The sequence below is a fragment of the Paraburkholderia sp. Ac-20336 genome (assembly GCF_017105025.1).
In the GTDB taxonomy this organism is placed as follows: domain Bacteria; phylum Pseudomonadota; class Gammaproteobacteria; order Burkholderiales; family Burkholderiaceae; genus Paraburkholderia.
This window is the reverse complement of the sequence record NZ_JAAGPS010000055.1, coordinates 15,790-38,173: the sequence shown is the minus strand read 5'-3', so window position 1 is coordinate 38,173 and position 22,384 is coordinate 15,790. Positions and strand designations below refer to the sequence as shown.

17 protein-coding genes and 1 pseudogene are annotated in these 22,384 nt (G+C 62.4%); 16 read left to right on the top strand and 2 right to left on the bottom strand.

The annotated features are described in order from the left end of the window. The first annotated feature begins 202 nt into the window (after positions 1-202). The 4 genes and pseudogenes from GXB81_RS17235 to GXB81_RS17220 all read left to right on the top strand — a co-directional run bounded on the left by GXB81_RS17235 (position 203) and on the right by GXB81_RS17220 (position 5,842). On the top strand, positions 203-460 hold the full coding sequence (locus GXB81_RS17235; protein WP_167042421.1) for a DUF3567 domain-containing protein: 258 nt from the start codon (positions 203-205) through the stop codon (positions 458-460). Between the two features lie 1,094 nt (positions 461-1,554). Then, entirely contained in the window at positions 1,555-2,625 is a 1,071-nt protein-coding gene (locus GXB81_RS17230) for a homocysteine S-methyltransferase family protein (protein ID WP_167042417.1), read from the top strand. A gap of 79 nt (positions 2,626-2,704) precedes the next feature. Continuing rightward, positions 2,705-5,431: pseudogene (gene metH / locus GXB81_RS17225) on the top strand (methionine synthase); the annotation flags it as partial. Positions 5,432-5,632: 201 nt separating this feature from the next. Further along, a complete protein-coding gene (locus GXB81_RS17220) occupies positions 5,633-5,842 on the top strand; it encodes an acid-shock protein (protein ID WP_205989852.1) in 210 nt (69 codons plus the stop codon). 183 nt (positions 5,843-6,025) lie between these two features. On the opposite strand, the gene GXB81_RS17215 is transcribed toward GXB81_RS17220, so the two are convergent. Next, positions 6,026-6,352, bottom strand: a complete 327-nt coding sequence (locus tag GXB81_RS17215; protein ID WP_167042410.1) for a DUF1840 domain-containing protein — start codon at positions 6,350-6,352, stop codon at positions 6,026-6,028. A 449-nt stretch (positions 6,353-6,801) separates the two neighbouring features. Between GXB81_RS17215 and argS the strand changes: the two genes are divergently transcribed. The 9 genes from argS (at position 6,802) to GXB81_RS17170 (ending at position 18,375) form a co-directional block, all read left to right on the top strand. Continuing rightward, a complete protein-coding gene (gene argS / locus GXB81_RS17210) occupies positions 6,802-8,592 on the top strand; it encodes an arginine--tRNA ligase (RefSeq protein WP_167042408.1) in 1,791 nt (596 codons plus the stop codon). A gap of 60 nt (positions 8,593-8,652) precedes the next feature. After that, the gene (locus GXB81_RS17205) at positions 8,653-9,468 is read left to right on the top strand and encodes an SPOR domain-containing protein (RefSeq protein WP_167042406.1); all 816 of its coding nucleotides are present in this window, start codon (positions 8,653-8,655) and stop codon (positions 9,466-9,468) included. Between the two features lie 167 nt (positions 9,469-9,635). Continuing rightward, a complete protein-coding gene (locus GXB81_RS17200; RefSeq protein ID WP_167042404.1) occupies positions 9,636-10,274 on the top strand; it encodes a thiol:disulfide interchange protein DsbA/DsbL in 639 nt (212 codons plus the stop codon). 14 nt (positions 10,275-10,288) lie between these two features. Beyond that, positions 10,289-11,062, top strand: a complete 774-nt coding sequence (locus tag GXB81_RS17195) for an SDR family oxidoreductase (RefSeq protein WP_205989851.1) — start codon at positions 10,289-10,291, stop codon at positions 11,060-11,062. Positions 11,063-11,065: 3 nt separating this feature from the next. After that, on the top strand, positions 11,066-11,884 hold the full coding sequence (locus GXB81_RS17190) for a helical backbone metal receptor (RefSeq protein ID WP_205989850.1): 819 nt from the start codon (positions 11,066-11,068) through the stop codon (positions 11,882-11,884). A 325-nt stretch (positions 11,885-12,209) separates the two neighbouring features. Beyond that, positions 12,210-13,796, top strand: coding sequence for an ABC transporter substrate-binding protein (locus GXB81_RS17185; RefSeq protein WP_205989849.1), 1,587 nt, complete (start codon positions 12,210-12,212; stop codon positions 13,794-13,796). Positions 13,797-14,102: 306 nt separating this feature from the next. Then, positions 14,103-14,990, top strand: a complete 888-nt coding sequence (locus GXB81_RS17180) for a GntR family transcriptional regulator (protein WP_205989848.1) — start codon at positions 14,103-14,105, stop codon at positions 14,988-14,990. 916 nt (positions 14,991-15,906) lie between these two features. Beyond that, positions 15,907-17,142: an MFS transporter gene (locus tag GXB81_RS17175; RefSeq protein WP_167042394.1), complete on the top strand. Its 1,236-nt coding sequence runs from the start codon at positions 15,907-15,909 to the stop codon at positions 17,140-17,142. Between the two features lie 144 nt (positions 17,143-17,286). After that, complete coding sequence (locus tag GXB81_RS17170; RefSeq protein WP_167042392.1) at positions 17,287-18,375, top strand: porin; 1,089 nt, start codon at positions 17,287-17,289, stop codon at positions 18,373-18,375. 133 nt (positions 18,376-18,508) lie between these two features. Here the strand turns inward: GXB81_RS17170 and GXB81_RS17165 are convergent, their stop codons facing one another. Further along, entirely contained in the window at positions 18,509-19,441 is a 933-nt protein-coding gene (locus GXB81_RS17165; protein ID WP_241016408.1) for a 2-hydroxyacid dehydrogenase, read from the bottom strand. A 208-nt stretch (positions 19,442-19,649) separates the two neighbouring features. On the opposite strand from GXB81_RS17165, the gene GXB81_RS17160 reads away from it, so the two are divergent. From GXB81_RS17160 to GXB81_RS17150, 3 genes are read left to right on the top strand one after another with little or no spacing between them, the layout of a single operon-like run. Beyond that, positions 19,650-20,684 (top strand): NAD(P)-dependent oxidoreductase, encoded by a 1,035-nt coding sequence (locus tag GXB81_RS17160; protein WP_205989847.1) that lies wholly within the window; start codon positions 19,650-19,652, stop codon positions 20,682-20,684. Beyond that, positions 20,684-21,568 carry an amidohydrolase family protein gene (locus GXB81_RS17155; protein WP_205989846.1) on the top strand — a complete coding sequence of 295 codons (885 nt, stop codon included), beginning with the start codon at positions 20,684-20,686 and terminating at the stop codon, positions 21,566-21,568. Before GXB81_RS17160 ends, GXB81_RS17155 begins: the two co-directional genes overlap by 1 nt. Before the next feature lie 2 nt (positions 21,569-21,570). Further along, positions 21,571-22,296 carry an enoyl-CoA hydratase/isomerase family protein gene (locus GXB81_RS17150; protein WP_205989845.1) on the top strand — a complete coding sequence of 242 codons (726 nt, stop codon included), beginning with the start codon at positions 21,571-21,573 and terminating at the stop codon, positions 22,294-22,296. Positions 22,297-22,384: the final 88 nt, after the last annotated feature.

Genomic DNA, 22,384 nt, shown 5'->3' with positions numbered 1-22,384 from the left:
GCATCCCGCGTCCATCGGGCGATCCCATCGATTTTCCGCATGACTTGAATCGTTTCTGGAGAGGCCGGTCTAACCGTTAGGTTCGGAATTTTTACCCGCGTCGCACGAGCGTCAATCCGGACCCACCCCTTGAATTCCATCACACATGCTCCACCTATGGTGCAGAAAGGGCGGAAGCCCAACGGAAATAAGGAGTGTCGCCATGCAAATGATCTACAACAGCCCCAACTATTGTGTCGTCGAGTTTCCGCCGCAAGAAGGCCTGCTGGCCATGAAGTCGGGCGGCTACGAGATCGTCGACAAGAACATGCAGCGCGAAATCTATATCGACGGTGCACTGGCGGCGCGTTTTCGCGAACATGTCCAGCAACTGATCGCAGGCGAGCCGTCGCTCGACGAGGTCGATGAATTCCTCGGGCAATTCGACAGTCTCATGCATCAGCCCGTGGTGCTTCACTAAGCTTCTTCACCGAGGTTCTTCACGAATCCAAGGTGATCCGGCCTTGGGTATCGCCATCGTCTTTTGGTATGAATTTCCGCGTTCGCGTAGAGCGAACCTGCATTGGACTGGACGGTGTCGGCCCGCACTCCACCGACACTGTCTCAGACTCGCTACGTCCAAGGCAGCCCGGATCGGCCAGCAGCCATTCAACCGCCAACACCCTGTTGCGCGATGTCGCGGCTCGCACGTCGCGTCATTTTTTTGGAGCCCGGCTTATATAGCCGCCAGCGATCGCTGCGACAGCCGTAAGAACGAACCACGCGCAGAAGAAGATATTGGCTGCCTCGGGGTTCGTGTCGAACAGACTTCCAACACCGTGAAGTGCCAGGACGCCATATAAATACAGGCTAAATACAGGCCGCCCCACACGATGACCGTCATCGCACCTGCACCTGAAGCGGCGCCAAAGACGATACGCAAAATAGTGCTCATTTGATTGGGAAGAAAAGAATTACGCTCGCCGCTTTCGAATGCAACGGGTAACCGCAAACCATGCGGCGCCCAATACGAGCGCGACGACGACCCAACACGCAATCGTTAGCGCCAAGAGACAAAGCGTTTCAACGTCGTCTTCGTCGTACATTGCGACAATGCCGCTTGCCCGAACGGCAGCGCGCATCGCATGCCATAGCCACGCTGGAATCCATAGCGAGGTATGGGAGATAAACGCTCCAAGAAACCAGCCTCCGACAAGCGACGAGGCGATATACGCTAGCGCGCATGTCATGCGCCGAAGACGTCCCTTCATCGCCCCCACCGTTCCGTAGACATGCAACGTGGACCCCCTCAGACGAAATGTTGTAAGGCGGCCTTTATAGCATCGACGAGAATTAGCGAATCTCAATAATGGCCGCACATCAAACGCATGGCCGATGCGTCAGCGGCACTCACCATCCTTGCCGTTCAATTAACGACCTCCACCCGCACCTCACACCTGCGCGACGTCTCCCCCGCCCCATAACGCGCGCCCAGCGCCCGCGCCAGACGCATCCGCCCGTCAACGGCTACAATGACGGGTTTCCCGCCAACGCCGGCGCAAGCCCCCGTCCGCCATGAACCAGCCTGCCCAAACCGTCACGCCAGTCCGTTCCGAGTCCGCCTACACGCGCGGCACGGCGCTGCCCGCGCTGCTGAATTCGCGCATCCTGATCCTCGACGGCGCGATGGGCACGATGATCCAGCGCTACAAGCTCGACGAAGCCCGCTATCGCGGCGAGCGCTTCAAGGACTACGAGCGCGACATCAAGGGCAACAACGAACTGCTGTCGATCACGCAGCCGCAGATCATTAGCGAGATTCACGAGCAGTACCTGGCGGCAGGCGCCGACATCATCGAGACCAACACGTTCGGCGCGACCACGGTTGCGCAGGCCGACTACGGCATGGAGTCGCTTGCCGTCGAGATGAATCTCGAATCGGCGAAGCTCGCGCGCGCCGCGTGCGACAAATACTCGACGCCCGACAAGCCGCGCTTCGTCGCCGGCGCGATCGGACCGACGCCGAAGACCGCGAGCATTTCGCCCGACGTCAACGATCCGGGCGCGCGCAACGTGACCTTCGACGAACTGCGCACGGCCTACTACGAGCAGGCGAAAGCGCTGCTCGACGGCGGCGCGGACCTGTTCCTCGTCGAAACGATCTTCGACACGCTCAACGCCAAGGCCGCGCTGTTCGCGCTCGACGAACTGTTCGAGGACACCGGCGAGCGTCTGCCGATCATGATCTCGGGCACCGTCACCGACGCCTCGGGCCGCATTCTCTCGGGGCAAACCGTCGAGGCGTTCTGGAACTCGCTGCGTCACGCGAAGCCGCTCACGTTCGGCCTGAACTGCGCGCTCGGCGCGGCGCTGATGCGCCCGTACGTCGCCGAACTCGCGAAGCTCTGCGACACCTACGTGTCGTGCTATCCGAACGCGGGCCTGCCGAACCCGATGAGCGACACCGGCTTCGACGAACTGCCCGCCGATACCTCGGGCCTGCTCAAGGAATTCGCCGAAGCGGGCCTCGTGAACATCGCGGGCGGCTGCTGCGGCACGACGCCCGAGCACATCGCGGCCATCGCGAAGGCGCTCTCCGAACTGAAGCCGCGCAAGTGGCCGAACCAGTACCGCGACGCGGCCTGAACCCCGGCCGCCACGCACCGCGCACAGGCACGACGCTCCGCTCGCCCTTTAATCCAGGTACCGCACGCACCCGACCCGCACCCACGCCATGACCGATCACACCATGCGCCTTGCCGGCCTCGAGCCGTTCAACGTCACGTCCGGGACGCTCTTCATCAACGTCGGCGAACGCACCAACGTGACCGGCTCGAAGGCGTTCGCGCGAATGATCCTGAACAACCAGTTCGACGAAGCACTCGCGGTCGCGCGCCAGCAGGTCGAAAACGGCGCGCAGGTGATCGACGTCAACATGGACGAGGCGATGCTCGATTCGAAAGCGGCGATGGTGCGCTTCATGAATCTGATCGCCTCGGAGCCGGACATCGCGCGCGTGCCGATCATGATCGACTCGTCGAAGTGGGATGTGATCGAGGCGGGCCTCAAGTGCGTGCAAGGCAAGGCGATCGTCAACTCGATCTCGCTGAAGGAAGGCAAGGAGCAGTTCGTTCATCACGCGAAGCTGATTCGCCGCTACGGCGCGGCCAGCGTCGTGATGGCCTTCGACGAACAAGGCCAGGCCGACACGTTCGCGCGCAAGAAGGAAATCTGCCAGCGCTCGTACGAGATTCTGGTCAACGAGGTCGGCTTTCCGCCCGAAGACATCATCTTCGATCCGAACATCTTCGCGGTCGCGACCGGCATCGAGGAGCACAACAACTACGCGGTCGACTTCATCGAGGGAACCCGCTGGATCAAGCAGAACCTGCCGTACGCGAAGGTGAGCGGCGGCGTGTCGAACGTGTCGTTCTCGTTCCGCGGCAACGACCCGGTGCGCGAGGCGATTCACACCGTGTTCCTCTATCACGCGATCCAGGCGGGGATGGACATGGGCATCGTCAACGCGGGCCAGCTCGGCGTGTATGCCGAACTCGATCCCGAGTTGCGCGAGCGCGTCGAAGACGTGGTGCTGAATCGCCGTGAAGACGGCACCGACCGCCTGCTCGAAATCGCCGACAAGTTCAAGACCGGCGCCGCGAAGAAGGAAGAGAACCTCGAGTGGCGCAACCAGCCGGTCGAAAAGCGCCTCGCGCATGCGCTCGTGAGCGGCATCACCACGTTCATCGTGGAAGACACCGAGGAAGTGCGCGCGAAGATCGCCGCGGCGGGCGGCCGTCCGATCAACGTGATCGAAGGCCCGCTGATGGACGGCATGAACATCGTCGGCGACCTGTTCGGCCAGGGCAAGATGTTCCTGCCGCAGGTCGTGAAGTCGGCGCGCGTGATGAAGCAGGCGGTCGCGCATCTGATCCCGTTCATCGAGGAAGAAAAGCGCCAGCTCGCGGCGGCCGGCGGCGACGTGCGCGCGAAGGGCAAGATCGTCATCGCAACGGTGAAGGGAGACGTGCACGACATCGGCAAGAACATTGTGTCGGTCGTGCTCCAGTGCAACAACTTCGAAGTCGTCAACATGGGCGTGATGGTCCCGTGCAACGAGATCCTCGCGAAGGCGAAGGTTGAGGGCGCGGATATCGTCGGGCTGTCCGGCCTCATCACGCCGAGCCTCGAAGAGATGGCCTACGTCGCCTCGGAAATGCAGCGCGACGACTACTTCCGCGTGAAGAAGATTCCGCTGCTGATCGGCGGCGCGACGACCTCGCGCGTGCATACCGCGGTGAAGATCGCGCCGCACTACGAAGGGCCGGTGGTCTACGTGCCGGACGCGTCGCGTTCGGTGTCGGTCGCCTCCAGCCTGCTGTCCGACGAGGGCGCCACGAAGTACATCGACGAACTGAACGCCGATTACACCCGCATCCGCGACCAGCACGCCAACAAGAAAGCGCAGCCGATGGTCACGCTCGCCGAAGCGCGCGCCAACAAAACGAAGATCGACTGGGCCGGCTATCAGCCGGTCAAGCCGAAGTTCATCGGCCGGCGCGTGTTCAAGAACTTCGATCTGAACGAGCTCGCGAACTATATCGACTGGGGTCCGTTCTTCCAGACCTGGGACCTCGCCGGTCCGTATCCGGCGATTCTCAACGACGAGATCGTCGGCGAATCGGCGCGGCGCGTGTTCTCGGACGGCAAGTCGATGCTCGCGCGCCTGATTCAGGGCCGCTGGCTGCAGGCGAGCGGCGTCATCATGCTGCTGCCGGCCAACACGGTCAACGACGACGACATCGAAATCTACACGGACGAATCGCGCAGCGAAGTCGCGCTGACATGGCGCAATCTGCGCCAGCAGAGCGTGCGGCCCGTGGTCGATGGCGTCATGCGGCCGAACCGCTCGCTCGCCGACTTCATCGCGCCGAAGGACTCGGGCGTGGCCGATTACATCGGCATATTCGCGGTCACGGCGGGGCTTGGCGTCGACGTGAAGGAAAAGCAGTTCGAGAAGGACCTCGACGACTACAGCGCGATCATGCTGAAGGCGCTCGCGGACCGCCTCGCCGAAGCGTTCGCCGAAGCGATGCATGCGCGCGTGCGGCGCGACCTGTGGGGCTATGCGAACAGCGAGAACCTCTCGAACGACGAACTGATCGCCGAAAAGTATCGCGGCATCCGCCCGGCGCCGGGCTATCCGGCCTGCCCCGACCATCTGGTGAAGCGCGACATGTTCGAGGTGCTGCAAGCGGACGAGATCGGCATGAGCGTGACCGAATCGCTGGCGATGCTGCCGGCCGCGAGCGTCTCGGGCTTCTATCTCGCGCATCCGGACAGCACCTATTTCTCGGTCGGCAAGATCGGCGCGGATCAGCTCGAGGACTACGCGCAGCGCATGGCGCTGTCGAAGACGGACGCCGAACGCGCGTTGGCGCCGCTGCTGTAAGCGGCGGCACATGGCATGACCGGGCACCGGGCAGGCCGCCGCATGACCCGGTGCGGCGCCCCCACTATATCGGCCCCGAAAGGCTGAATATTTCCGCCCGCCGAATTTTCGGCTTTGTAGACTGAGTCGGCTTTCACCCTGTCAGGCGCGGCCAAAACGCGCCGGCTCATCCAGATTGCAACCGTCAACGGAGAAAATCGTATGAAGAAGCTGACGCTGTTATTGACTGCCGTTTCGCTGGCCGCGGGCGCTTCCGTGGCGCTCGCGCAGCCGGCCGCGCCGGGTGGCTCGAGCGCGGTCAGTTCGTACTCGCCGCCTACAGAGAAACACGTGAAGAAGCCGAAGAAGAGCAAGAAGAAGAAAGGCTCGGCGGCATCGGCAGCCGCACCGGCTGAGTCCGCGAGCCAGTAAGCGGCCGCAGCGGCAAACAGCAGGCAGCCCCGCTTCGGAACCGGGGAATGGCAAAGAGCCCGCATCGAGCGGGCTCTTTTTGTTGCGGGCGGCAATCTGTGCCGGCGTTCAGCCGCGGCCGGAAACTACGCCGCCGCGCCATTCGCAGCAGCCATCGCCGCCCTGTTCACCTGGCAGCTCGAATCAAAGCCCCCAAACGATGTCCGCGTCTTCTTTCTGCGCCGCGCGCAGCATGTCGAGGAACGGATACGCGCGCTGCGCGAGCCCCGGCGGAATCTCGTGATGCTCGTGGCCGTCCTCGTGCTCGTGGAAATGGCCGTCGTGCTCGGCGCGCTCCTGCTTGTCGAACGTGATCGCCGCTTCGAGCTTCTCGATCGCGCTGCCCAGTTCCTCGTGAGTGATAACGCCCCGCTCCCCAAGGCGTTTGCCGACAATGCCGACGAGATACTGGGCGAGATTTTCGAGCATCATCACGTCAGGGCTGGCGTGGCATTTGAAAGTAATCAACATAACTGTTCCCTTTGTCGTTATATGGAGTTGACGCGCGAGCGGCACCAACACGCGCCTCACGTGGGCTCGCCGTGCGGGCGCGGCGGCCTCGGCCCGTGACAGGCATCTCATTGAACATATTAGCACCTGCTAAAATCCGTCTGAACGGAAAAGCGCGCCGCCCGGCGCCGCGTGCAACGAAGCGCGACGAGCCTGCGCAAGCGCGTGGCCGGGGTGACCAGGCGACGAGCCGCAACGCCCGTGCCACGCTCGACAACTCGACGGCGAGCCGCCGCGCGTGACCCGCCGCATCGCGGATACCCCCCGCGGTTACGCCACGGGTCAAGCCGCCGCCGGCGGTCGACATGAGCGCCGCGTCACTTGCCGCAGCGCCTTCCATGCGGCCGACACCGGCCGCGGCCGGCGCTTCTTCCGCCTTACCGGATTGCCTCACTGGACTCGCAACACGCATGCTGCCCGCACATAAACACACACTCGAAACCCTGCTCGCCGAGACGGTGAACCAGGTCGCGACTGCCACGCAAGGCGCGACCGAAGCCACGTTCGTCCCGCCCGCCATCGCGCTGGAGCGCCCGAAAGTCGCCGCGCACGGCGACGTCGCGTGCAACGTGGCGATGCAGCTCGCCAAGCCGCTGCGCGCCAATCCGCGCCAGCTCGCGCAACAGATCGTCGACGCGCTGCTTGCGCACCCGCAAGCCAGGGGCCTCGTCGAGACCGCCGAAGTGGCGGGCCCCGGCTTCATCAACCTGCGTCTCACGGCCCAGGCCAAACAGGGCGTGATCGCCGCTGTGTTCGCCGAGCAGGACGCCTACGGCCGCTCGCGGCGCGACGCCGGCAAGCACGTGCTGATCGAGTTCGTGTCGGCCAACCCGACCGGCCCGCTGCACGTCGGCCACGGCCGCCAGGCCGCGCTCGGCGACGCGCTCGCTAACGTGCTGACCTCGCAGGGCTGGGACGTGCATCGCGAGTTCTACTACAACGACGCCGGCGTGCAGATCCACACGCTCGCGCTGTCGACCCAGGCGCGCGCGCGCGGCCTCGCCCCCGGCGACGCCGGCTGGCCCGCGTCGGCCTACAACGGCGAGTACATCGCCGACATCGCGAAGGATTACCTGAACGGCGTCACGGTCGAGGCGAGCGACGGCGCACCCGTCACCGGCGCGGGCGACGTCGAAGACCTCGAGGCGATCCGCCGCTTCGCAGTGACGTATCTGCGCCGCGAGCAGGACATGGACCTGCAGGCATTCGGCGTGAAGTTCGACCAGTACTACCTGGAATCGTCGCTGTACACCGAAGGCCGCGTCGAGAAAACGGTCGACGCGCTGATCGCCGCGGGCAAGACCTACGAGCAGGAAGGTGCGCTGTGGCTGCGCACCACCGACGACGGCGACGACAAGGACCGCGTGATGCGCAAGACCGACGGCACCTACACGTACTTCGTGCCGGACGTCGCCTATCACGTCGCGAAGTGGGAACGCGGCTTCACGAAGGTCATCAACGTGCAGGGCTCGGACCACCACGGCACGATCGCACGGGTGCGCGCGGGCCTGCAGGGTCTCGGCATCGGCATTCCGAAGGGTTACCCCGACTACATCCTGCACAAGATGGTCACGGTCATGCGCAACGGCGAAGAGGTGAAAATCTCCAAGCGCGCGGGCAGCTACGTGACGGTGCGCGACCTGATCGAATGGTCGGGCGGCGCGACGCCGGGCTCGGAAGCGGCTGTCGATCTGATCGACGAGGAAACGATTCGCCGCGGCCGCGACGCGGTGCGCTTCTTCCTGATCTCGCGCAAGGCCGACACCGAATTCGTGTTCGACATCGACCTCGCGCTGAAGCAGAACGACGAGAACCCGGTCCACTACGTGCAGTACGCGCATGCGCGCATCTGCTCGGTGATCGCCGAGTGCAACGCGCGCTACGGCCTCGACGAGAGCGCGCTCGCGAGCGTCGACCTCGCGCCGCTCGCGAGCGAACGCGCGATGGCGCTGCTCAACAAGCTCGCCGAGTTCCCGGACATGCTGCAACACGCCGCCGACGAACTCGCGCCGCACGCGGTCGCGTTCTACCTGCGCGACCTCGCCGGAGAATTCCACTCGTTCTACAATGACCGGGCCGAGCGCGTGCTGGTCGACGATGCGGCCGAACGCAACGCACGCGTCGCGCTGCTCGCGGCCACGCGCCAGGTGCTCGCCAACGGTCTCGCGACGATCGGTGTCTCCGTCCCCGTCAAGATGTAACTCCCCGGCGCAACATGTATGCGGCCGTCGTTATAATCGACGGCCGTTCCTGGATTCTTTTTGCAGGTGATTCGTACGATGGCAAAACCACGCCGCACAACAAAGCAGTCGAAGCAAACCGGGGGCACGTTTCTCGGTATCGTGCTGGGCCTGATCGTCGGCCTGGCGATCGCGGTCGTGGTGGCGCTGTATATCACCCGTGCGCCGACCCCGTTCGTCTCGAAGGTCGCGCCGCCGGCCGCGACCGACAACGGCGCGAGCCAGGCGCAATACGACCCGAACCGTCCGCTGCAAGGCAAGACGCCGGGCCAGCCGGTGCCGCAGGCCGCGCAACCGGCGCCGCCCAACACCGCGCCGGGTCAGACCAATGCGCAGACCCAGTCGGGCATGCTCGAAGAGCCGCAGATCGTCGAAGTGCCGCCGTCGGCCGGCAATGCGAACGGCACCGCGGTCGCGCCGAAGCCCGCGCAGGACAACGGCGGCGGCGAGATCGCCGCACCGGCGCCCGTGAAAAAACCGCAGGCAGCGGGCACGCCGGCCGCGACGGCGGCAGGCTCCGCGCCGAAGAGCGCGAACACCACGAGCACCGCGAACACCAAGGCGGGTTCGACCGCCGCGCCGGCCCCGGGTGACGCGAACACCGGCTACTTCCTGCAGGTGGGCGCGTACAAGACCGCCGCCGACGCCGAACAGCAGCGCGCACGCCTCGCGTTCCAGGGCTTCGAGTCGAAGGTGACGCAGCGCGACGCGGGCGGGGTGACCTACTACCGTGTGCGCATCGGGCCGTTCGCGAAGTTCGAGGACATGAATTCGAGCCGCCAGCGTCTGTCGGACGCCGGTGTCGATACCGCGGTGATCCGCTTCACCAAGCAATGAACACACCGTAACGCCGGCCCACGCGCCGCCGCCGAACTATCGGCGCGCGGCGCGTGTCACAAGCACGATGGCCGCGTCGCATAAGATAGCGGCCACGCCGAATCCGCATAACGGTGACGGGCATTTGCGCAGCGTCACCGCTCTACCGCCTACCTGGGTCAACTCAAATGAAAAAACTGCTGAGCATTCTGTTTCTCTCGCTGGGACTCGTCGCCGCCACGGCGCACGCGTCGCCGGCCGCGCCGGTCGCCGGCAAGGACTACACAGTGCTGGCCTCGCCGCAGCCGACCGACGTGCCGGCCGGCAAGATCGAAGTCACCGAGTTCTTCTGGTACGGCTGCCCGCACTGCAATGAATTCAACCCGTTCCTCGAAGCATGGGTCAAGAAGCAGGGTCCGGACGTCGTGTTCCGCCGCGTGCCGGTCGCCTTCCGCGACGACTTCATCCCGCATTCGAAGATGTTCCACGCGCTCGACGCGCTCGGTCTCGCCAACGAACTGACGCCGAAGGTCTTCAACGAAATCCACGTCAACAAGGACTATCTGCTGACGCCGGAAGACCAGGTCAAATTCCTCTCGAAGCTCGGCGTCGATCCGAAGAAGTACATGGACGCGTACAACTCGTTCTCGACGCAAAGCGCGCTGCAGAAGGACAAGAAGCTGCTCGACGACTACAAGATCGACGGCGTGCCGACGCTCGCGGTGCAGGGCAAGTATGAAACCGGTCCGGCCGCGACCAACAGCCTGCCGGGCACGACCCAGGTGCTCGACTATCTCGTCTCGCAAGTCCGCGCGAAGAAGATGTAATCACGGGCGCCGGAATGACTTCACCGCTGAAGGTTTTCATTACCGGCGCTTCGAGCGGCATCGGCCTCGCGCTCGCCGGCGAATATGCCCGGCGCGGCGCGATTCTCGGCCTCGTCGCCCGCCGCGGCGACGCGCTCGCCGCCTTCCGGCAGTCCCATCCCCACAACACCGTCTCGATCTATCCCGTCGACGTGCGCGACGCGGAAGCGCTCGCCGAAGCGGCCGCGCAGTTCATCGCGCAACACGGCCAGCCCGATGTCGTGATCGCCAACGCCGGCATCAGCCGCGGCGCGCTGACCGGTCACGGCGATCTGCGCACGTTCCGCGAAGTGATGGACATCAACTACTTCGGCATGGTCGCCACGTTCGAGCCGTTCGCCGCCGCGATGGCAGCCGCGCGGCGCGGCACGCTGGTCGGCATTGCCAGCGTCGCGGGCGTGCGCGGCTTGCCGGGTTCGGGCGCGTATAGCGCGTCGAAGTCGGCGGCGCTGAAGTATCTCGAAGCGTTGCGCGTCGAAATGCGACCGCAGGGCGTCGGCGTCGTCACGATCGCGCCCGGCTACATCCGCACGCCGATGACCGAGCACAACCCGTACTCGATGCCGTTTCTGATGAACGCGGACCGTTTCGCGGCAAAGGTCGCGCGGGCGGTCGAGCGGCAAACCTCGTTCGCGGTGTTTCCGTGGCAGATGCGCGTGGTGGCGATGCTGCTGCACGTGCTGCCGCGCTGGCTCTACGACCGCGTGTTCGAACGCGCGCCGCGCAAGCCGCGCGCCGCCGCCGAGTAGACCATGCCAACCCGTGCGGTCGATGCAACCGGCGTCGCGCACACTCCAGCGGGCGCCGCTGCGCGCATCGTCTCGCTCGTGCCGAGCCTCACCGAAACGCTGTTCGCGCTCGGCCTCGAGCGGCAGATCGTCGGGCGCACCGGCTTTTGCGTGCATCCGCGCGACAAGGTGCGCGCGGTGCCGAAAGTCGGCGGCACCAAGACCGTCAAGCTCGACGCGATCCGCGCGCTGCGCCCGACCCACCTGATCGTCAATATCGACGAAAACGAGCGCGACACCGTCGAGCAATTGCGCGCGTTCGTGCCGCACATCGTCGTCACCCATCCGCAAACACCGCGCGACAACCTCGCGCTCTACGCCCTGCTCGGCGCGATCTTCAGGCACGAAGAAGAAGCGCGGCACCTTGCCGGCGCGCTCGAAGCGCGTCTACAGGAAGCCGCCGCGCTTCGTTTCGCCGCGCAAAACGTGCTGTACCTGATCTGGCGCGAACCGTGGATGAGCGTCGCGCGCGACACCTACATCGCCGCGACGCTGCGGCTCGTGAACTGGCACACGCTGCCCGACGTGCAAGGCGGCAGCGCGGGCGCGGCGCGTTATCCGGCGCTCGATTTCGACGACGCGCCGTGGCTCGGCGAGGTCGACCGCGTGCTGCTATCGAGCGAGCCGTATCGCTTCACGTCCGCGCATCGCGATGCGCTCGCGCGCGATCCGCGCCTCGCCGGCAAGCGCATCGAGCTGATCGACGGCGAGATGACATCGTGGTACGGCGTGCGCGCGATCGACGGCATCGGCTATCTGCTGCGCCATGCGGCGGCGGCTTGAGCGTTGGCGGATTGCCTGCCTGAGCCTGGCCCCACGCGTCGCGGTACGTGCGGCACGTTCAGGCACACCGCGCCAGCCCCCGGCGCCATATGAATATGTGGATTAAGTTGTTGTCGCCATCCGGCCCCTTCGATAAGCTTTCGCGAAGGCGCGCCGCCAGCAAGGCAAGGCTTCGGAGCCCCAGAGCCCGGAATCGCTCGGTCCGAGGCACTTGAGGGCAGCGCCGGGAACGTATCACAATCGTGGCGACGCCCGCGCCCATCCCGCGTCACCGCATAAACACAACCAGACGCACTGCCTGACTGCGCTCGTCATCGGAGATCCTATGCGCTTCAAACTGCTCGCAGCCGCCCTACTGCTCACGGCGCCCGCGCTCGTGCTCGCCAAACCGCTGACCGTCTGCACCGAATCGAGCCCCGACGGCTTCGACGTCGTGCAGTTCAACTCGCTTGTCACGACCAATGCCTCGGCCGACGTGATCTTCAACTCGCTGGTCTCGTTCGACGAAACCGCGAAGAAGGTCGTCCCCGCGCTCGCGGATAAATGGGAAGTGAGTCCCGACGGCCTCACCTACACGTTCCATCTGCGCCCGAACGTGCAGTTCCAGACCACCGACTACTTCAAGCCCACGCGCGCGCTGAACGCCGACGACGTGGTCTTCACGTTCGACCGCATGCTCGACGACAACAACCCGTGGCACAAGGTCGCAGGCGCGAGCGGCTTTCCGCATGCGCAGTCGATGGGCCTGCCGAAGCTCATCAAGTCGATCAGCAAGGTGGACGACAACACCGTCAAGTTCGAACTCAACGCGCCCGATGCGACCTTCATCTCGATCCTGACGATGGGCTTCGCGTCGATCTATTCGGCCGAATACGCGGACCAGCTGCACAAGGCCGGCAAGGAAGTCGACCTGAACGCGAAGCCGATCGGCACGGGCCCGTTCGTGCTGAAGAGCTACACAAAAGACGCGGTGATCCGCTACGACGTGAACCCGACCTACTGGGGGCCGAAGCCGAAGATCGACCGCCTGATCTACGCGATCACGCCCGATGCGACTGTGCGCGCGCAGAAGGTGAAGGCGGGCGAATGCCAGATCGCGCTGTCGCCGAAGCCGCAGGATCTCGCCGAGGCGAAGCAGGACAAATCGCTCGCGATCGTCGAAACGCCCGCGTTCATGACGGCCTTCGTCGCGCTGAACACGCAGAAGAAGCCGCTCGACAACCAGAAGGTGCGCGCCGCGCTGAACATGGCGTTCGACCGCACGACGTATCTGAAAACGGTGTTCGACAACACCGCGACGCCAGCCGTGAATCCGTATCCGCCGAACACGTGGAGCTACAACCACTCGATCAAGGGCTGGCCGTACGATCCGGCGAGAGCGAAGAAGCTGCTCGCCGATGCGGGCTATCCGAACGGCTTCGAAACGACGATCTGGGTGCGGCCGAACGGCAGTGTGCTGAACCCGAATCCGAAGGCCGGCGCCGAACTGTTGCAGGCCGACTTCGCGAAGATCGGCGTGAAAGCGGACGTGAAGGTGATCGAATGGGGCGAGCTCATCAAGCAGGCCAAGCAAGGGCAGCACGATTCGCTGTTCATGGGCTGGGCGGGCGACAACGGCGACCCGGACAACTATCTGTCGCCGCTCTTTAGCTGCAACGCGGTGAAGTCGGGCATCAACTTCGCGCGCTTCTGCGATCAGGATCTCGACAAGCTGATCGCCGACGGCAAGGCCACGTCCGATATCGCGAAGCGCACGAAAGCGTATGAAGCCGCGCAGCAGATCATCCACGACGAAGCGCTGTGGATTCCGCTTGGCTATCCGACTGCCGCGGCGATCACGCGGACGAACGTGAGCGGTTATCGCGTGAGTCCATTCGGGCGGCAGAATTTCGGGGCCGTGGCGGTGCAGTGATTTCGTCGCGCGGCGGAAAGCGGCAACGGGGAAGCCGGCCTTCATGGGCCGGCTTTTTTATTGCCGCGTTTCGGCTTGATGCGGGACGCTCCGACCCCGCCGGCATGTGCCGCGCCGGATCTGTCCCTGCCGCCGTTTCGGCGGTATCGGCGGGCGTTATAATCGATCAGGCGGCTGTCGTCGATACCGTCGGCGAAGAGGCGCACAGGAGACGCAGGCAACCCATCCTCATCTTGTCGGGACGTACAGTGTCGCCGCGTACCGGGCATCCAGCCAGGCATGCCAAACCAATCGGACTGTGTACACGTGAGCAAAGCGCGCGCAAATTCAGCGTTGAGGGCCGAAAAAACACCTCCCCTGGTATTGGAGCCCGAGCCGATCCATGGCGAAACGGCCAAGCAAAAGCTCCCGACGGAAGGTGATCTGCACGATGTCTACCGGCGTGTCAGACGCGACATCCTGAGCGGCGAACTCGCTCCCGGCGACATTCTGAATCAGGTCCATATTGCCAGGCGGTATGGCGTAAGCCGCACGCCGGTTCGCGAAGCATTGCGGATGCTTCAGGCCGAGAATCTCGTCGATGCGCAGTTCCAGCATCGGACTCGGGTTACCAAGGTCACGTCGCAGGAAGTCGATTCGGTCTACGCGACCTGGATTCTCATGCAGTCGCTGGGTATAGCGCTCACCGTGCCGCTGATGTCCGCCGACGAGATTTCGGCATTGACAGCGCATCTCGATCAGATGAACGATCGCTCGCCTCTGCACGATGGCACGCAGGACGAGTGGGAGCATCTGCATATCGACTTTCACCGGATGCTCGTCATGCATGCGGGACCGATCATCAAGGATTCGATCGACAATTGCTGGTCGCGTTCGGAGCGAGCGCGGCGTTTGCATATGCGCTCGGCGCCGCAGTCCTGGCTGGCGTCGGAAGAGGAGCACCGCGACGTGGTGATCGCCTTCGAAGAGGGCTCCGCCGACCAGGCCGTTCACGCGGCAAGCCGCCAGCTCGCGCGGAATGCTTTGGGGGTCATCGCCAGTATCGATCCCAGCTATGAACCACGGGCGATTCGCCAAGCCTTGAAGTTGACGCTTCAGGCCGGTACGGCAGCCGCGGATTCGACAAGCGCGTCGTTCGTCGCAGGTGCCGGTTTGCCCGCGCGCTCTACGGCCCGGAAGCGGACACGGACCTGAGCCGAGGCGCAAGCATACCGCCGGCGCCGACGGCGGATGCATTGCGCTGTGGAACGCGACAAGGGGCGTAGCCTGGCTTTGGCTTGTAGCGGGCACGCCTCTCGGTGGCCGTGCCGTAATGATCTTTCGCGGCATCGGCGGATTTCTCCCGTTCGACCGTCATCGATACGGTCTCCATCCAGGGCTGCAACACCAGGGCCCCAACCCTGGTCGTCACGCATTCGCCGCCCGTCTCCCGCCGCAATGCCGATAACCCTCACGCAATTTCACGTTTCGCTGACTCCCACTGGATACGTCGTCCACTTCGGTGCGCACCATATGATTTGGTGAGTAGCCAATTCGCCTGCCTCGCCGGCTACGCATCAAGCGCCCTGAAGCATCGCCTGCGAAATTACGACCGGCTTACGTCCTGACGAGGCTCAATGAGCCGCTCGAATCAGTACACGCGAACGCCATGCCGGTCACTTTTCGCATCGACACTGCACCCACATTAAAAACCGACCTGCCTCGAATTCTGCATACATTTATCGTGTATCACTCGAACAATTGAGCCGCGACGGTCCATAGAAGTCATCCCCGGGAAAATACCTAATCGGGCCATTCATGGTGGTCTGACGGTGAAAATCCTCACGTCAAAAAATTAATTTTCCCTTTAAAAACAATATCAAATAGATGCATATCGCTTTTCTGGAGAAATCAGTTTTCTAGCCTGTCGATCTCCGATGCCCCCCAAAAAATGTATCCACTTCAAAGTTTCTGTTGACATGTTGTTTTTGAAAAAGTGTACTTGCAACATGAAAAGTGCATCCATTTTTCACCCGCCGCACACGATGTCCACTGCCACTCGTCGAAGTTGGCAGGACACGCCGCAGAAGCTATTTGAAAGCGTTCAATTCCCCAATGTCTCGGAGTACACATGGAAACAGGCAACCTCACTGCGCGATTCGATGCTGAAGCTCAACCAAGGACAGATTCACCGCCGAAATACCGCTGGGCGATACTGTTTGCCGCCTGGATGGCGTTCATGCTCAGTTATGTAGACCGCGTCGCGTGGAGCAGCGTTGCGGCCTCGGTGGGCCAGAGCCTCGGGCTCTCGGTCGGGATGCTGGGAGCATTCGTGACCGCGTTTTATGTGGGGTACGTCGTTGCGAACGTAGCAGGAGGTTTGCTGACGGATACCATCGGGGCAAGACGCACCCTCACTTTTGCACTTCTGCCGCTTGGACTATCGACCTTTGCTTTCGGTTACGCCAATTCGCTCATGACAGGCATTGCACTGCAGATCGTGATGGGCGTGACCGCCGGCGCGGACTATGCCGCGGGAATGAAGATCATCGCCAGTTGGTTCGACCGCGAGCGCGGCCTCGCAATGGGTATCTACGGCACGGCAACGTCTCTTGCCGTTGTAGTGAGCAACGCGACCGTTCCTACGATTACGAAGAACTTCGGATGGTCCAGCGCGTTTCATCTGCTGGGTATCGTGACCTTCGTCTGGGGTCTCGTTTGCTTCGCAATGCTTCGCGATAGTCCGACGAAAACGAAGACGCCGTCGATCACACGAAGCGAAGTGCGCGAACTGCTGATGAATCGAAATCTCATCCTGGTCGCCCTTGCCGGCTTCGCGGGATTCTGGGCGACCGTCGGATTCGGCGCCTGGGGGAACGCATTGATGACCAAGCAGTACGGCCTTTCGCCCATTACGTCGGGAGCGATCCTGGCAGCGTTCGGTATTGGCGCGATGATCTCGAAGCCGCTGCTCGGCTGGTTCAGAGACTTCCTCGGGCACGGTTCCGGCAAGTATCTGCCCATCGTCTGTCTCCTCTGCTTCTCCGCGCTTCTGGTCGTGTTTGGCCGCTGCACGACGGAAACCATGTTCTACCTCGTTGCGCCGATTCTCGGAGCAGCCGCCTTCGGTTATACGCCGCTGCTCTATGTGCTTCTCACCGAGGCATCCGGTACGAAGGCCGCGGGCGCCGCATCTGGCCTCACCAATGCCGTGTGGCAACTCGGCAGCGTAATCGCGCCAATGGCAGTCGGTGCCGTGTACGGAAGTACCCACTCGTTCTCCCTTGCCATCGACACGCTCGCAGCCGGCCCGCTTTGTGGAGCGATCATTCTTTGTTTCTTGCGCCACAAGCCTGCCACCGCCTGACGAAAAGCGGCGGCGCACGCCTTCACGCACTGAGCTGATTTCGCGCTTCTCGCTCCCCGATTGGAAAGAGTAACGCCTGTATAAATTAAACAAGAACACACTTTTCCATTAGTAGAACTACTCATAATATATTTGGAGATTGTCATGAAGAAATGGATTCTGGCCTGCAGCCTGGTACCCTGCTGCGCCAGCCTTCCTGCATGGTCGCAAAGTTCTGTCACGCTCTATGGCCGAGCCGATGTATCGCTCCAGACGGGGAATGCCGCCGGTAGCAGTGCAACCCGACTCGATAGCAGCAATGTGGCTCCATCGGTTTGGGGAATGTTGGGTTCTGAAGACCTCGGGGGCGGCTACAAGGCCCTGTTCAAGCTCGAAAATGGCTTCAATCCCACCACGGGATCCATTGCGGGTTCGGGGAATCTTTTCGGTCGCGAAGCGTGGGTCGGCTTGAACGGACCCTTTGGTCAAATCCAGTTCGGATTGAATTACACGCCTTTCTTTACGACCTTGATCACGTTTGCTCAGGGTCCCCTCTCCACCTTCGGCTGGGGCAATGCATCGAACAACTACTTCTTTGTCGGGACGACGCGAAACAGCAATGCCATACGGTACAACTCGCCGACATTTGCCGGACTGACGTTGCGCGCCAGCTATTCCAACGGTTCGAACGGCGATCCGACGCTTCCCGCGTCGCTGGGTAGAACGGTTTCCGTAGGTCTGGCTTATCGTCTTGGCCAGTTCTCCGCCGACTTGAACTACCTTCAACAAAGTGCAGCCACGACGACTCCCGTGACCGCGGGTACGACGACCATCCAGGGCAATTATGTGATGGCAGCGATGATGTACGACTTTGACTGGATTCAACCCTCCATCATCTTCCAGACTCATCGCGGTGGTCAGAACGTGGCCGGTGCCAGTACGGCGACATTCCAGAACCCGAATAACAACTTCTATGATTTGTCCGTGCTGATCCGCCATATTGGTCCTGGCGTGTTCCTGCTCGACTTCGGTCAATACAAGCGACTCGGCGATAGTTCCGGGGACTCCACCACCTACGCGATTCGCTACGACTACTCCCTGTCGAAAAGAACCGGCGTCTATGTCGGCGCAGGACATGTCCGCAATGGCAGCAGCGCGACATTCTCGATGGCGGGCGCACAAGGAGCGGGACTGCCCACCAAACCCGGCGGTAGCGTCACGTCCTTTGTACTAGGTATGATCACGCGCTTCTGAAGCAGCGTTCGGCAGTCGTGCCGTTGGCGGGTTCGAATCCGAAAATTCGAACCCGCTTTTTTCTGGAGAAAGAAAAATGGCCCAATCCTGGGCCATTGTTCCTGCGTCATATTTTCCAGACCTAAACCGCAACTTACAGCGCGGAACTGACCACGCCTTTACCCGCGAAGAACGCATCGAGATTGTCTTCTGCGCGTTGCATCATCGCGGCGCGAGTCTCGACCGTATTGCTCGCCACATGGGGAGTCAGCACGACATTCTCGAGGCTTGCCAGTTCGGCGGACACGCCCGGCTCCTGCTCGAACACGTCGAGACCCGCGCCTGCAATGCGCGCGTCGCGAAGGTATTCGATGAGTACCTTTTCGTCGACCACCGAGCCACGCGAAACGTTGATCAAATAACCCTTCGGCCCGAGCGCATTCAGCACGTCAGTCGATACGAGCTTATTCGTCGCGGCGCCGCCAGCACTTGCCAGCACGAGAAAGTCCGCCCACTCAGCCAGTTCGACGGGTGTCGAAGCGTATTGAAATTGGCTTCCTTCGACCGGGCGGCGATTGTGATAGCGAACCTCCATGTCGAAGCCGAGCGCCCGGCGCGCGATCACCGAACCAATGCGCCCCATGCCAATGATACCGAGGCGTTTTCCCGAAACACGCGTGGTCATGGGGAAACCGCCCTTATACCAGTCACCACGACGCACAAACGCATCGGCTTTCGTGATGCCGCGAGCGACGTCCAACAGCAGTGCGAATGCAATATCTGCCACGCAATCGTTGAGTACTTCCGGCGTATAACCGACGGCGATATCGCGCTTGCGCAGCAATTCCAGGTCCAGTCCATCCAGACCCACTCCGAGACTCGACACGACCTTGAGATTCGGGAGTGCATCCAGAAGCGGGGCGCGCGCCCCGAATTTCGGATTGGTTGCGAGAGCCTCGATACCTTCGCCTTCAGCCTTGAGGAAACTCTCCTGATCCTGCGCCGCCGCGGGGAGAATGCGAGCGTCGTACTTTTTCTCCAGACGCGCCTGAAGCGCCGGAAGCAATGCACCTTGGGGAATCAGCAATCGATGTGCCATAGCGAAGACCTCTGGTTGGTTAAAGAAAGACGATCTAAATGTACCCACATTTCTCTCTCAGTGTTAGCATACTACCTAATCAGAACGTATGCACCTATCGATTGCGTAATGACGATGTAGTCCGGATTCCGGAGCAGTTGCGATCCGCGGCTACGCCATACCGGAACAGCGCATTTACTTTGGAGGATGATCAGTCATGACGGGCAGACTTAAGGCTTTCCTTACATACACGGACTATGAGCTTGCGAGCTACTACAGCGCGGCCGGACTTGAAAAACTCAGAAGCGTTGTCGACGTCGTCATGAACGACACGGGCCGCGTGCTTCAAGGGATAGAACTCGCCGAAGCGGCGCAAGGCTGCCAGATCATCCTCGCTCACCGCTCGTCACATGGTTTGTCGGAGACGTTCAAAGCATCGCCGGACCTGATCGCTTTCTGCCGGGCCGCGGTCGATATCAGCACGGTCGATATTCCCGCCGCAAGCGAGCGCGGCATTCTCGTGACCCGAGCCAGCGCCGGGTTTGGTACGGCGGTATCCGAGTTGGCACTCGCGATGATCTTCGATCTTGCGCGTGGCGTATCCCGTGCGCGACATGCCTATGCGCTCGGAGAAGAACCCGCGCTTGCCAAAGGTCTGCAAGTCAGTACATCGACCATCGGAATCGTGGGGTTCGGCGTCATCGGTGCTCGCCTCGCCGCGCTCGCAAGCCAACTCGGCATGACCGTAAAAGTATCCGATCCATTCGCGGACCCGACGAAGCTCGGCAATATGGCCGCAAGTTTCGACGAAGTGCTGTCCACTTCCGACTTCGTCGTATGTCTAGCCGCCGCAACGCCACAAACCGAGAATCTGTTTAACGCATCGGCCTTTGATCGCATGAAGCAAGGGGCGAGCTTCCTCAATCTCTCTCGCGGCCAGCTCGTCGACGAAGATGCGCTCGAAGCGGCGTTGGATCGGGGTCATTTGCGTGGCGCAGGTCTCGACGTCGGTCGCGCTGCCGACCAGAAGCCATCGTCGCGTTTTATCGGGCGTCCGGACGTGATCGCAATGCCGCACGTTGGCGGCATGACCGCCGAAGCGCGCGAACACCAAACGATGGATACGGTTCGACAGATCTCCGCGCTGGCCGCAAGAGAGATTCCGCCCGGCTCGGTCAATCTGGAAAGTGCCTACCGTCTCGAACGGATCGGCATCAACCCGGGCGCCGCCATTCAGAAGAAGGAATCGTGATGACCCATCTTCCGACATGGACCGCGGGAGATGAGCCGGCCACGCTGTCAGTGCCGCCCTTGAGCGTCGATTGTCATCATCATATCTACGACAATCGCTTCCCTTACGACCCGGAAACGAGCTTGCGCCCCGCGGATGCAACAGTCGCTCAATATCGAATCCTGCAGAAGCGACTCGGAATTTTCCGCAGCGTCATCGTGCAGCCGTCCAGCTATGGCACGGACAACCGCTGTCTGGTCGACGCACTGAAACAGTTCGGCGACAACGCTCGCGGTGTGGCGGTTATCGATTCCCGAACGCCCGACGCGGACATTCGTGCCATGCACGACGCCGGCGTTCGCGGCATTCGATTCAATCTTTCGCGGCCCGCTGGCGCCAACATCGATCAGCTCGAAGCGCTTGCTCGCCGTATCGAACCCCTAGGTTGGCACGTTCAGGTACACACGCTCGGCGCCGCGTACATTCAGCTCGAAAAATATCTCGCTGCTCTCCCGGTGCCTGTCGTGATCGACCATCTCGGCCGTGTCCCTCAACCGGCCGGCCTATCCCACGAAGTATTCGCGGTATTGCGCCGGCTCGTCGACAAAGGCAAGACGTGGATGAAGCTCTCCGGCGCCTATCACGATAGCCTCGATGGTGCGCCCTCTTATGCGGATACCGGCCGCATGGTGACCGAATGGCTGACGTCCGCTCCCGAGCGCGTCGTTTGGGGAACGGATTGGCCCCATCCCGCTGCCATGGTCGGCGAAAAACCAATGCCGAACGATGCCCGCCTGCTCGATCTTCTCGGCGAATGGGCGCCGAACAGTGCATTGATCCGAAAAGTTCTGGTCGACAACCCGATCGCGCTGTATGGCTTTTCAAGCGGTTCACAGGAGCGGTAAGCATGTCCTATATCGTCGTGTCGAAACACGAAACCTGGGCTCATCTGCGTATCGACCGCGCGGAGAAGCGCAATGCGATGAACCAGTCCGCGCGTCTTGACCTGTTAGCCGCGCTGGAAACGCTTGCGGGACACGTCAACGCGGTCGTCATCACCGGCTCGGATCAGTGGTTCTGCTGCGGCGCGGACATCAAGGAGCGCGCACAATTTCTCGCCGAAGGCCGACAGGACACCGCCGGTCAGGAAGGCATCGATCTGGCCATGGCGATCCGCGAATTTCCCGGCGTGGTGATCGCGGCAGTCAACGGGCTTGCGCTCGGTTACGGCGTCAATCTCGTGAACGCTTGCGATCTGGCCGTCGGCAGCGAACATGCCCGATTCGGGCTGCCCGAACTGAAATCCGCGGCGTTTGCGAGCATGTCGGCAGCCACCAGTCATTTGTCCGGACTCAACCGGAAACGTCTCGGATGGATGCTCTTCAACACGGAACCCGTCGACGCCGAGATGGCCCTTTCATGGGGGCTGCTCAATGAGGTGATTCCCGCCGGGAACCTCGATTCGCGCGTGCGGGAGTTGGCCGGGAAGATCGGTCAATTCGATCACCAGGTCCTGACCGAGACCAAGCGCGCACTTGCCCAACTCCCTGAGTTCACGACGGATTGGCGCGCCGCGCTGAATTACGGACAAGACGTCGCGGCACGCATCAAGCGCCGCATCGCCACGCCGTAAAACGCCAATCGAGCCCGGACGCGCCCGGTCGAGAAGTCGCCGCTGAATTCGCGCAGCATTGGACTCCTGATAATCTGCAGAGAATATT